This window comes from Rhizobium sp. 007, assembly GCF_015353075.1.
GTDB lineage: Bacteria > Pseudomonadota > Alphaproteobacteria > Rhizobiales > Rhizobiaceae > Rhizobium.
The window spans coordinates 1-12,420 of record NZ_CP064187.1; the positions used below are offsets into that span (position 1 = coordinate 1).

The following is a 12,420-nucleotide window of genomic DNA, read 5'->3' on the forward strand; positions in this document are numbered from 1 at the left end:
GTCTAAACTGCCACACCGGCAGGGCGATGAGTTTGTGTCATTTGTCACGGAGTAGCTATCTCTCCGTTTTTTCAAGCACTTGAGCTATTTGCGCCGGGACCGTGGCTGGTCACGGAACGAAGATGCTTTGTGCGCTCGGCGGCTCCATGTTCAAGGGAGCTGAAGGGGATGGGGACAGTAATATTTGCGTTCGGGCAGGCTGGTCGGGAAACGAGGTCCGGTAGCCGGCTTGGCGCGGCGAGCATGACGGAGGCCGCATGAAGGCGGTATCCGCCACGGTTCTCTGCGTCGGTCTCGCTTTGCGGGACAGTGTTTGTGTGAACCGGCATGCATGATGGTCCATGAAAGGACCGCCGGCATGCCACAACGGGGAAAATTGATCGGGCGGCTGTTTGACTGATGTCCGCCCGGTGAAATGAATTTGGAAGGCGGCATGATGCAAATGAATTCATTGACGACGGGTGCTCTTGAAAATGGGGATAAGGCACCACAGGCGTTTGGCTCTATTTGCCCGGATGCGGCGGGGGAAAAAGGAGACATGAAGCATGGCATACTTTTCGAGCGTGTTGGTGCGCGTCTGAAGGCCCAGGTCGGTCCGGACGTTTATGCAAGCTGGTTCGCACGTCTGAAGCTGCATTCGGTTTCAAAGAGCGTCGTGCGTCTTTCGGTTCCCACTACATTTCTCAAGTCGTGGATCAACAATCGTTATCTTGATCTCATCACCAGCCTTTTCCGGCAGGAAGATGCTGAAATCCTGAAGGTGGAAATTCTCGTCCGTACAGCAACGCGCCAAGGCATGAAGCCGATGGATGAGGCAGCTTCCCAAGAGCCGGTCTCACCGGTCACGCCAATGCGTCGCCCTCTTGCTGCTCAGCCTGCTGGTCAGGCGGTTCAACAGGCCGTTTCGGCCGCCGCTGCCGCCCGTCCCTCGACGGTCGGCCAGCCGCTGTTCGGTTCGCCGCTCGACTCGCGCTTCACCTTCGACACCTTCGTTGAAGGCAGCTCGAACCGCGTTGCGCTTGCTGCGGCAAAAACAATTGCGGAAGCAGGGCAGGGCGCAGTGCGCTTCAACCCGCTCTTCATTCATTCGAATGTCGGCCTCGGCAAGTCCCACCTTCTGCAGGCGATCGCCAACGCAGCGGTTCAAAATCCGCGGGCGCTGCGTGTCGTTTATCTGACGGCCGAGTATTTCATGTGGCGTTTTGCAACCGCGATCCGGGACAACGATGCGCTGACGCTGAAGGACTCGCTCCGCAATATCGACCTTCTGATCATCGATGACATGCAGTTCCTGCAGGGCAAGATGATCCAGCACGAGTTCTGCCATCTGCTGAACATGCTGCTCGACAGCGCCAAGCAGGTGGTGGTTGCCGCCGACCGTGCGCCTTGGGAGTTGGAATCGCTCGATCCGCGGGTACGGTCCCGTCTGCAGGGCGGTGTGGCGATCGAGCTTGATGCGCCGGACTACGAGATGCGCCTCGAGATCCTGAAGCGCCGCCTGGCTGCGGCCCGTCTGGAAGATCCATCTTTGGAAATCCCGGCCGAACTGCTCTCGCACGTTGCCCGCAGCGTGACGGCAAGCGGCCGCGAACTCGAGGGCGCCTTCAATCAGCTGATCTTCCGGCGCTCCTTCGAGCCGAATCTGTCGATCGAGCGGGTCGACGAACTGCTTGCCCATCTGGTCGGCTCCGGCGAGCCGCGCCGCGTGCGCATCGAAGATATCCAGCGCATCGTCGCACGCCACTACAATGTGTCCCGCCAGGAGCTGGTTTCGAACCGCCGAACACGCGTCATCGTCAAGCCGCGGCAGATCGCCATGTATCTGTCGAAAACGCTGACGCCGCGCTCATTCCCGGAAATCGGCCGCCGCTTCGGTGGGCGCGACCATACGACCGTGCTGCACGCGGTGCGCAAGATCGAGGAGCTGATTGCGGGAGACACCAAGCTTTCGCACGAGATCGAGCTTCTGAAGCGCCTGATCAACGAATAATCGGCGACCCTCCACCTCAAATTTGCGGCCGGAAGCAATTCCGGCCGTTTTCTTTTATGAGTTTTTTTCTATACAGCCTCAAGAAGCGAGCGCCGCGGCTTCGACGGCGCTGGGAGGGTAAACATGAGTTTCAAGAGGATCGCCGTGCTCGGACTTGGTAAGGTCGGACGGCTTGCGGCAACGCTTTTGCATGAGGGCGGCTTCGAAGTGACGGGCGTCGATGCGCAATTGCCGCAGGCCGAAGTGCCGTTCGCGTGCCGCGTCGGCGATGTTTCCAACCCGGCCTTCGTGACTGAGCTGCTATCCGGTGTGGAAGCAGTGCTTTCCTGCCTGCCATACCATCTCAATATCGAGCTTGCGCGGGCTGCCCACGTGGCAGGCATCCATTATTTCGACCTGACGGAAGACGTTCCGACCACCAGTTTGATCATCCAACTCTCGAAGACGTCGCGTGGCCTGATGGCGCCGCAATGCGGCCTGGCGCCGGGTTTCGTCGGCATCGTTGGTGCAAGCCTTGCCGATGGGTTCGACCGCTGCCGCTCGATCCGCATGCGTGTCGGTGCTTTGCCGCAGAACCCGACGGGCTTGTTGGGCTATGCCTTCAACTGGTCGCCAGAAGGCGTCGTCAACGAATATCTGAACGATTGCGAGGTCATCGAAGGCGGTGTGCGCAAGTTCGTCTCACCGATGGAATGGCATGAAACGATCTATGTCGAGGGCGTCAAGCTTGAAGCCTTCACCACGTCGGGCGGGCTCGGCACGATGTGCGATACGCTGCACGGTAAGGTCGACAATCTCGACTACAAGACGATGCGCTATCCGGGCCATATGGACCTGATGAATTTCTTCTTCCATGAGCTGCTGATGCGGGAGCAGCGAAAACTCGCCGGCGAAATCCTGACCAATGCCAAGCCGCCCGTCGACGACGACGTGGTCTATGTCCATGTCGCGGCCGAAGGCACGCAAGCAGGAAGCCTCCGCCGCAAGGAGTTCGTGCGCGCTTATTATCCGATCGAGATTGCCGGCGCGCGCCGCACGGCGATCGCCTGGACGACCTCGGCATCCGTCGTCGCCGTCATCGAAATGGTCCGCGACGGCCTGCTGCCGGCAACGGGCTTCCTGCATCAGGAGCACATCCCGCTCGATGTGTTCCTGCAGACGCCAACCGGAAGCCTGTTCAAGGCGAGCGCCTCAAGTCGCCATTAGCTCTTGAGGCTCGTCCAATAGGCGCCTTCGAAAGGCACCGCGGCAAAACGCTCGTTGATCTCGGCAAGACTTTTTGCCGGATCGACGTCGTCGAGAAGTTCGGGCCTGACCCAGGTTGCCACCGCTTCGGCTGCCAGAATGTTCAGCGGCACGGCATTGAAGAAATTCCACATACCGTGCACTTTGCCTTCGCGAACCGCCTTCAGCGGCGCAAGATTTGGCATCTTCACCGTTTCGCCGAGCGAACGCTGGGCTTCTGATGGATCGACGCCGGGACCGATGGAAAAGGCCGTATAGGTGCCGCCGGGTGATCCGGTAGCAATGTAGACGTCTGGATCGGCTGCGAGGATATATTCCGCAGTCACCGGTCCGCCCTGGGGTGGAAGGTTCTTGTCGGCGGCGTTGCGGCCGCCTGAAAGCGTTATCAGTTCTCCGAGCCCGGTGCGGCCGATTGCCCAGCTTCCGCGGACATCGCTTGGAAAGGCATCCATCAGTACGAGAGGGCCGCTGTGCATCGCCGCCTTGGCTTTGATGCGCTCAAGCCGCGTCTCGAAGAACCTGGCGAAATCTTCGGCTTGCTCATTGCGCTCGAAAATCCGGCCCAGAAGGCGCATGTCGCGCGGCGTAGTCCTCAGCGGGTCGCGATTGAAATCGACAACAACGACCGGCACACCGACGGAGTCGAGATACTGTATCGCACGCTGGCCAAGTTCGCTGTCGGCCTGCCACATGGCCATGATCGCAAGGTCGGCATTGAGCGAGAGCGCCGCCTCGAAGGACAGCCCATCCGCCTGGCCGTTGCCGACGAAAGGCACGTTCTCGATTGCCGGAAATTTCTTTCGGAAGGCCTCATAGATAAAGGGATTGTCCCCCTTCATGTCGTTTGCCCAGCCGGCGAGCAGGCTGACGGGATCGGGAAGGATCAGCGACAGGGCGACAAGGTTGAATCCCGTCCCAAGGATTACGGCTTCCGGCTTTTTCCTGATCGTCACCTTGCGGCCGATCGCATCCGTGATGGTGAGCGGCCACGCAGATTGCGCTTTTGCAACGTGCGGAGCACAAAGAACGACGGAAGCCACAGCGAGCAGATTTCGCCGTGTCGTGAGAAGCTCGGTCATTGCGGGTTCCTCTGGCTTGGCAATGCGCACAGTTTGCCGCAGCTTGGAATTCCGGGAAGCATGTATCGAAGGCAGCAGACCTTGCGCCGTGCGACCTGCTCACCCTCTTCATCCAGATAGCTGACGCAGCCGCAAAACGGGTTTACGCCGCCATCCGGCAGGTAGCCGCGCACAAAGAGCGGAAGGTCGGGGCCGTCTGATGGCTCTCCTCCAGTCAGCCGCAATGCATAATCGATATAGACGGCAGCGTTGTTCCAGCAGAGCTTCGCCGAGATGCCGCAGGCCTTGAGCCGCATGACGGCCTCGCCAAGGTGGGTTTCAAGCAAGGGACCTACGGCCGTGAAACTTTCGGTCTCGACCTCGCTTTCGATCGTGCCGGCATGCGGGACGCCGAAGGCGCGCGGCAGGCCGTTATCCTCCAATGCGATCGTCATCTCTTCGAATCCGACCGGAAGGGCCTGGCCGCCCAGGCGCCGGGCAAGCAAGTAGGGGATCGAAAGCCCGGAAAAATAATAGAGCGACCACATGGAAACGACGGCGCGCCGGTCGCTGCCGCCGGATATTTCCGCATAGCGATCAATCGCGCGCTGAAAGCCTCCGTCCCGGAAAAAAGCAGGCAATGGCACGCCGCCGGCAAGCTCCTTGCTCATCATCATCTTGTCCCGGCACCAGGCATGCTCGCCGGAAAAGGCGGGCGATAGGCCAAGCAGCCCGTCCTCCATTGTCATCTCCCGATGCGAAGCGCTTGCCATCGGCCTACCAAGTGTAGCGCAGGGTGCCGATCACCGAGCGGCCCTGGTCGCGGTAGCAGAAGCCTGCCGAGCAGACGGGCTCGCGGCGGTCGAGTAAATTGGTGGCGTTCACCTGCAGGCTCAGACCGTCGTACTTCTTGTCGAGCGCAGCAAAGTCGTAGCTGACTGCTGCATCGAAAAGCACGCGAGCGCCGTTTTCCGTCGTGTTTTCGTCATTGCCGTAGCTCTTGCCGATGTAGCGGGCGCCGAAGCCGAAGCCCATTCCATAGACGGGGCTGCTTTCCTGGAATTTGTAGTTGGCCCAGAGCGATGCCATATGCTTCGGCACGGAGGAAACATAGTTGCCGACGGTGCCCGTCGGGCCTTCGAGGATCTTGGCGTCTGTAAAGGTATAGGACGCGACCAGCGACAGGCCGTTGTCGAGGCTCGTGTTGGCCTCGATCTCGAGGCCACGGGAACGAATCTTGCCACGCTGGACCTGAATGTTTTCTGGGCCGCTCGGCAGATTCACAACCTCGTAGTAAAGACTGTTTTTCTGATCGATATTGAATAGGGCGGCAGAAAGCATCGTATTGCTGTCCGGCAAAAGATATTTGACGCCAATCTCTTCCTGTTCACTCTCGGTCGGTTTGAAGGGGGCGTTGGTCTCCCTGTTGATACCGGCATTCGGCGCAAAGGCGGTCGAGTAGCTGATATAGGGCACGAGGCCGAAGTCGGTCTCGTAGCTCAGACCGATTCGGCCGGAAAATTCCTTGTCCTTCTGAGAGATGGTGTCCACGGTGTCGGCAACGAGATCGGTATTTTCAGTATCAGTCCAAACCCAGTCGTAGCGCCCGCCGAGCGTCAGCAGCCAGGCGTCATAGCGCATCTGGTCCTGCAGGTAGGTGCCGGCCTGCCACTGGTCCTGAACGGTGCGGGTCTGGAAGTCGATGTGCGGGACTGAAGCGCCTGCGTTCGGATTGTTGGTATCAAGCGGCGGCGAGACGCCGCGGCCGTCGAGCGAACGCCAACGAAGCCGGGTCAAGTCGAGGCCGGCAAGCAGCGTATGGTCGATGTCGCCCGTCTCGAATTTCGCCTCGAGCTGGTTGTCGATAACAAAGGCGGTCAGGCGTTCGTCAAACGTGCCGGCGCTGCGATCCAGCAGTGTTGGATCGACGGCATTTGGTGCGTAGGCAAAGGCCCAATCGGTGTCGATGTTCAATGTCGAGAAGCGTGCATTCTGGCGGAAGACGAAGGTGTCGTTGAGCCTGTGTTCGAACTCATAGCCGATGCGGCCCTGGTTCTGAACAGAATCGTTGAATGCAGGGTTACCCGCGAAGTAATCCGTTACTTCGCCGGTGACCGGGTCGTTGTAATAAGCGGCCGTGCCACCCGTCTTCGTGCGCGAATATTCGCCGAGGATGGTAAGCTTTGTGTCCTCGTCCGGCTTCCATGTGAAAGCCGGCGCGATATAGACGCGGTCGTCCGGAACGCTGATCTGCTCGGTATTGGCGTCACGATAGAGGCCGGTGAGGCGATAATAGAAGGGATCGCGGTCGTTGACAGGCCCGGAGAAATCAAATTGGCTCTGGTAGCGCTGCTGCGTGCCGTATTGCAACTGGAGTTCATGATAGGGGTCCTCCGTCGGGCGCTTGGTGATCAGGTTGTAGAGACCACCGGCGCCGGAGGCGCCATAGAGAGCCGACGAGGGGCCGCGCAGGATCGAAACACCCTCAAGGCCGTAGGGTTCGGTCTTGAAGAGCGAAGAGCCGGCGCCGGGCTGGCGCAGGTTGTCGCGACAAACACCCGTATAGGTGACGTCGAAGCCGCGCACCGTGAAGCTGTCGAAGCGTGGATCGAAACCATAAGCACCCACGCGCGTGCCTGGCGTGTAGGCGAGCGTATCGAGCAGCGTTTGGGGGTTGCGGTCCTTGAGTTGCTGTTCCGTCACGGACGAGATCGACTGCGGCGCCTCGATGAAAGGCGTGTCGGTCTTGGCGCCTGTCGCGCTGCTCTTGCCGACATAGCCGTCCGCCTGGATGACACCGCCGCTGCCGCCCTTGACGACGATCTCCTGGAGCACTGTCGCGCCATCGTCCGGCTGGTTTTCGGCGGCGGTGTCTTGCGCAGCGGCGGGAAGGAGGAGATGGGCGATGGCAGCGCCCGTCAATGCGGACGCCCGCAGCGATCTGGCTAAAACGTGTATTTTCATCAGCTTGCAACTCTCGGCGGTCTACCACGTAATACATGAGCCTAATAGTCAACAATAAGCCGGATGAAAACCTTTTTATGAGTAAATCTCTCCACTTTTTTTGGGGAAGAGCGAAGCGACCGCGAGGTCGTCAGCTCTTTACTTCCGAAAGCAGCCAACGCCGGAAGGCGGCGACGGCCGGGCGTTCGAGTGCGGCGCCGGGATAGACGAGATGAAAGGCGAGGCGGCTCGCAACGCCAAGCGGGAAGGGGGCGACCACGGCGCCTTCGGCGAGTTCCTTCTCCAGAAATGACCGCCGCATCAATGCAAAACCGAGACCAGCCTTCATAGCTTCGTAGGCGCCATTGCCATGCATGAAGATCGGGCCGCGCGAGGCGTCCACCTTCGTCGTCCCTGCTGCCTCCAGCCAGAGCTTCCAGTCGTGCCGGTAAACATCATGGATCAACTGGAAGCCGGCGAGCGTGTCTGGCGAGGGATGGTCTCCAAGCTGCGCTGCCAGCGGCGGGGTGCAGACCGGCACCAGCTCATCATCCACGAGCCGCTCGCTGACAAGGCCGTCATAGCCGCCGAGCCCGTGCCGTATGGCCAGATCGATGCCGTCGCGTTGAAAGTCGAGGACACGATGCGAGGCACTGATGCGCACGTCGATCTCCGGATGGATCTCCTCGAAACGCCCGAGCCGCGGAACCAGCCAATAGGTCGCGAAGCCTGCCGTGCAGGTGACGTTCAGCACAGAGCCGCGTGCCCGCGCTGCAATCGCAGCCGTCGCCTCTCTCATCAGCCGGAAGGCGGTCTGCAGCGTGGCGAAGTAATCGGCGCCCTCGACTGTGAGGGCGAGCGCCCGCGCTTTCCGCTCAAAAAGCCGTACGCCGAGTGCGGCTTCCAGATCGCGGATCTGCAGGCTGACGGCGCCGGGCGTCACATGCAGCTCCTTGGCGGCCAGCGTCATGCTCAGGTGCCGCGCCGCAGCTTCGAAAGCCCGCAGGGCCGAAAGGGATGGCAGAAATTCGCTCATGATTTAGTTCAGCTAAAGCATATGCCGAGAAAGACTCGTTTGCCGGAATGAAATTATAGAAATAATATCAGAATGAAAGCGATCACCAACCAAAATCGTGAAGCGACATTCATCGAGCATAAATCGTAGCTGGCAGGAACTGGTGCGCATGAAACGGGTGGCGAAATCACCCGCCGTATCGTAAGCCCGCGAACAATGAAGGGAGACAGACATGCAGAAACAAATGGGCTTGGCCGAATGGAGTATGCTTTTGGTCCTCTCCCTCCTTTGGGGCGGCTCCTTCCTCTTCAACGGCATTCTCGTCAAGGCACTGCCGCCGTTTACGATCGTCACGGGCCGCGTGCTGCTGGCGGCGCTCGCGCTCAATATCATCGTGCGGCTCATGGGTCATACGATGCCGCGCGACGGCAAGAGCTGGGTCGCCTTCTTCGGAATGGGTGTGCTGAACAATATGATCCCCTTCTGCCTCATCGTCTGGGGCCAGACTCACATTGCAAGCGGCCTTGCCTCGATCCTGAATGCCACGACGCCGCTCTTTACCGTCGTTGTTGCCCATATCCTGACCACCGACGAGAAGATGAGCGGTCATCGCCTGATCGGCGTGCTCATCGGCTTTGCCGGCGTGGCTTATATGATCGGCTTCGATGTGCTTCACGATCTCGGCTCGAATGTGCTGGCGCAGCTCGCGGTCCTCGGAGCTGCGATCTCCTATTCCTTCGCCGGCATCTGGGGCCGCCGTTTCCGGGCGATGAGCATGCCGCCGCTGCTGCCGGCCGCGGGCCAGGTCACGGCCTCCACCATCTTGATGCTGCCGATTGCGCTGATTGCCGACCGTCCATGGGCATTGCCCGCTCCTGGTATCGAAATCTGGCTGGCGCTGCTCGGCCTCGCACTGCTTTCGACCGCCATCGCCTATGTGCTTTTCTTCCGGGTTCTCGCAACGGCGGGCGCGACGAACCTGGCGCTGGTGACCTTCCTCATTCCTGTCAGCGCCATTCTGTTGGGTACGATCATCCTTGGCGAGCAGCTGCAGGCAAAACATCTGATCGGCATGGCGACGATCGCCGTCGGCCTTGCGGCGATCGACGGGCGGTTGATGTCGCTTGGGAAAAGCCGGGCAGCCTGAGGCTCAGCAGGCGAGATCGGCGACGACCGAATCGAGGATCAGCATGCCCGACGGCGTGCAGCGGAGGCGGGAATTGCCGATCCGCTCGATGAAGCCGTGCTCCAGCAGAAATTCTTCGCGCTTCGGATCCGGATCCCGGCCGGAAAGCTGCTGCCAGCGGGCAAGATCGACGCCTTCCGTCAGCCGCAGCCCCATGAGCAGCAATTCGTCCGCCTGCTCGTCATAGCCGAGCCGTTCCTGCTCCAGAATGCCATGCCCGTCGCGCTCGACAAGCTCGAGCCAGGTCTCCGGCTTGCGCTCGGTCGCCGTTGCGATCTTCTCAGGCCCGCGCGTCAGGCGGCCATGTGCGCCGGGGCCGATCCCGGCATAGTCGCCGTAGCGCCAGTAGGTGAGGTTATGGCGGCTCTCGGCGCCGGGCCGCGCATGGTTGGAAACCTCATAGGCCGGCATGCCCTCGCGCGCCATGATCTCCTGAGTCGCCTCGTAGAGGATCGCCGATTGGTCCCCATCCGGCACGATCAGTTTGCCGGCCTTGTGCAGGCCGTAGAAAGGTGTGCCCTCCTCGATCGTCAGCTGGTAGAGCGATAGGTGATCGACCGCGTATGAGATCGCTTCCTTCAGCTCCTCCTCCCATTCTTCGACGGTCTGGTCGGGGCGGGCATAGATCAGGTCGAAAGACATGCGCGGGAAGATGTCGCGCGCCAGCTTGATGGCTTTCAGTGCATCGGCGACGTCATGCAGGCGGCCGAGGAATTTCAGATCCCGGTCGTTCAGTGCCTGAACGCCGAGCGACACGCGATTGACGCCTGCGGCGCGATAGCCGCGGAAGCGCTCGGCCTCCACGCTCGAAGGATTGGCCTCCATCGTGATCTCGATGCCGTTCGGCACATGCCAGTGCTTGGAGATACCGTCGAGAATGGCCGAAACCGTTGCTGGATGCATGAGCGACGGCGTGCCGCCGCCAAGGAAGATGCTCGTCACCGTCTTCGGTCCGCTCATCCGGCGAACGGCAGCCATCTCCTTCACGAACGCAGCGGCGAACCGCTCCTGGTCGACCGGCTGATGACGGACATGGCTGTTGAAGTCGCAATAGGGGCACTTCGCCGCGCAGAAGGGCCAATGCACATAGACGCCGAAACCGGGCTCGCCGGTATCGGGCAGAAGCATCGCATCGCGCGTCAAGCTTGGTGTATCGAGAATCTCCACGAACCGACCTTACGCTTCCAGGCAGGTTTCGACAAAGCGTTTGAATGCGCGCGCCCGATGCGACAGGGCCTGCGGCTTGCCAATGTTCCAGCCGTGCTTTTCCTCGGCACTCATCTCGCCGAAGGTGATGTCGTAACCTTCCGGTTGGAAGACCGGATCGTAACCGAAACCCTGGGTGCCGCGCGGCGGCCAGACGACGGTACCTTCCACCTCGCCGCGGAAAAGCTCCGTATGCCCGTCTGGCCAGGCGAGGCAGAGCACGCTGACGAAGCGCGCGCGCCGTTGTTCCGGCTTGGTGGCTCCGGCTTTCTCCAGCGCCTGTTGCACCTTTTCCATCCCCATCGCAAAGTCGCGCGTGCCGTCTGCGGTCTCGGCCCAGTCGGCCGTATAGACGCCCGGATCGCCACCAAGCACATCGATCACCAGTCCAGAATCGTCGGAAAGCGCCGGCATCCCTGCTGCTTTGGCAGAGGCGAGAGCCTTGATCGTCGCGTTTTCCTCGAAGGTTGTGCCGGTTTCGTCAGGCTCGATGAAGTTGAGGTCGGCTGCCGATTTGGCGGTAAAGCCGAGCGGTCCGATCAGTTCCTGGATCTCGCGGATCTTGCCGGCGTTGTGGCTGGCGACGACGATCGTCTTCGTTTCAAGCGTGCGCATGGTCGGTCCTATTCAATGCCCCAGATTCTGGCTTCGGCGCATTCGAGGCTGTTTCCCGCGGGATCGCGGAAATAGATCGAGCGGCCGCCGTTCGGCCAGTGGACTTCGGATTCGATTTCGATGCCCGCGGCTTTGAGCTTCACCGCCATGGCATCGATGTTTTTACCAGACACGCGGAAACATGCGTGGCCCTGACCTTTCGTGCCGTGGGGCGGCACCTGCAGGGCATCGGCCGCTGGCGGTTTCACCGTTTCATCGGGGTTGAAGATCAACAGCACGCCTTGCCCGCAGCGGAAGAATACATGCCGGTTTGCGGCGCGCGTGATCTTGGCAAGGCCGAGCACGCCTTCGTAGAAAGCCTCGGCCTTGTCGAGATCCTTGGCATAAAGCGCCGTCTCCAGCATGCCTTCCAGCAGGGCAGTCATCCGGCGATGGCCTGTTTCTGCATGTCGACGAGCTCCACGATGCCGGTTTTCGCCAGTGTCATCAGCGCCGCAAATTCCCCGTCCGTGAACGGCGTGCCTTCGGCGGTCCCCTGAATTTCAACGATGCCGCCCGCGCCCGTCATGACGAAATTCGCATCGGTTTCGGCCGAGGAATCTTCGAGATAATCGAGGTCGATCACCGGCTGGCTGGCGAAGATGCCGCAGGAAATCGCCGCGACATGATCCTTGAGCACGCGCTCGACCTTGATCATGTTGCGGGTTTCCATCCACTTCAGGCAGTCGTAGAGCGCAATCCAGGCGCCCGTAATGGAGGCCGTGCGCGTACCGCCGTCTGCCTGAATGACGTCGCAGTCGAGCGTGATCTGGCGCTCGCCGAGTTCCTTGAGATCGACGACGGCACGAAGAGAGCGGCCGATCAGGCGCTGGATTTCCTGTGTGCGCCCGCCCTGCTTGCCGGCCGCGGCCTCGCGTTTCATGCGCTCGCCGGTTGCCCGCGGCAGCATGCCATATTCGGCCGTGACCCAGCCCTTTCCAGTGTTGCGCAGCCACGGTGGCGTCTTGTCTTCCAGGCTTGCGGTACAGAGCACATGCGTATCGCCGAATTTGACGAGGCAGGAACCTTCCGCATGCTTTGAAAAATTGCGCTCGAAAGTGACTTTGCGCATCTGGTCGGTTTTTCTGCCTGAAGGCCGCATTGTGATCTCCTGAAGCACGAT

11 protein-coding genes are annotated in these 12,420 nt (G+C 60.7%); 3 read left to right on the forward strand and 8 right to left on the reverse strand.

Annotated elements, in window-relative coordinates:
* Positions 1–436: 436 nt before the first annotated feature.
* Together dnaA and ISN39_RS00010 are read left to right on the forward strand one after the other, a co-directional pair.
* Positions 437–1,990 (forward strand): chromosomal replication initiator protein DnaA, encoded by a 1,554-nt coding sequence (dnaA, locus tag ISN39_RS00005; RefSeq protein ID WP_194730056.1) that lies wholly within the window; start codon positions 437–439, stop codon positions 1,988–1,990.
* 123 nt (positions 1,991–2,113) lie between these two features.
* Positions 2,114–3,196 (forward strand): saccharopine dehydrogenase C-terminal domain-containing protein, encoded by a 1,083-nt coding sequence (locus ISN39_RS00010; RefSeq protein ID WP_194728750.1) that lies wholly within the window; start codon positions 2,114–2,116, stop codon positions 3,194–3,196.
* Here ISN39_RS00010 and ISN39_RS00015 read toward each other — a convergent pair.
* From ISN39_RS00015 to gcvA, 4 genes are all read right to left on the reverse strand, one after another.
* Positions 3,193–4,314, reverse strand: coding sequence for an ABC transporter substrate-binding protein (locus ISN39_RS00015; protein WP_194728751.1), 1,122 nt, complete (start codon positions 4,312–4,314; stop codon positions 3,193–3,195). The two genes, ISN39_RS00010 and ISN39_RS00015, sit on opposite strands and share 4 nt — an antisense overlap.
* A complete protein-coding gene (gene fhuF, locus ISN39_RS00020; RefSeq protein WP_194730057.1) occupies positions 4,311–5,042 on the reverse strand; it encodes a siderophore-iron reductase FhuF in 732 nt (243 codons plus the stop codon). The genes ISN39_RS00015 and fhuF overlap by 4 nt, the downstream gene beginning before the upstream one ends.
* Positions 5,043–5,070: 28 nt before the next feature.
* Positions 5,071–7,257: a TonB-dependent siderophore receptor gene (locus ISN39_RS00025; protein ID WP_194728752.1), complete on the reverse strand. Its 2,187-nt coding sequence runs from the start codon at positions 7,255–7,257 to the stop codon at positions 5,071–5,073.
* 130 nt (positions 7,258–7,387) lie between these two features.
* A complete protein-coding gene (gene gcvA, locus ISN39_RS00030; protein ID WP_074066412.1) occupies positions 7,388–8,272 on the reverse strand; it encodes a transcriptional regulator GcvA in 885 nt (294 codons plus the stop codon).
* A gap of 211 nt (positions 8,273–8,483) precedes the next feature.
* Here gcvA and ISN39_RS00035 point away from each other — a divergent pair, with 211 nt between their 5' ends.
* Positions 8,484–9,398 carry a DMT family transporter gene (locus tag ISN39_RS00035; RefSeq protein ID WP_194728753.1) on the forward strand — a complete coding sequence of 305 codons (915 nt, stop codon included), beginning with the start codon at positions 8,484–8,486 and terminating at the stop codon, positions 9,396–9,398.
* A 3-nt stretch (positions 9,399–9,401) separates the two neighbouring features.
* Here ISN39_RS00035 and hemW read toward each other — a convergent pair whose 3' ends face one another.
* The 4 genes from hemW to rph are packed head-to-tail and all read right to left on the reverse strand — an operon-like array spanning position 9,402 to position 12,399.
* A complete protein-coding gene (gene hemW / locus ISN39_RS00040; protein WP_194728754.1) occupies positions 9,402–10,604 on the reverse strand; it encodes a radical SAM family heme chaperone HemW in 1,203 nt (400 codons plus the stop codon).
* A 9-nt stretch (positions 10,605–10,613) separates the two neighbouring features.
* Positions 10,614–11,258, reverse strand: coding sequence for an RdgB/HAM1 family non-canonical purine NTP pyrophosphatase (gene rdgB, locus ISN39_RS00045; protein WP_194728755.1), 645 nt, complete (start codon positions 11,256–11,258; stop codon positions 10,614–10,616).
* An 8-nt stretch (positions 11,259–11,266) separates the two neighbouring features.
* Positions 11,267–11,683: a VOC family protein gene (locus ISN39_RS00050; RefSeq protein WP_039843705.1), complete on the reverse strand. Its 417-nt coding sequence runs from the start codon at positions 11,681–11,683 to the stop codon at positions 11,267–11,269.
* The gene (gene rph, locus ISN39_RS00055) at positions 11,680–12,399 is read right to left on the reverse strand and encodes a ribonuclease PH (protein ID WP_028739408.1); all 720 of its coding nucleotides are present in this window, start codon (positions 12,397–12,399) and stop codon (positions 11,680–11,682) included. Before rph ends, ISN39_RS00050 begins: the two co-directional genes overlap by 4 nt.
* Positions 12,400–12,420 lie beyond the last annotated feature (21 nt).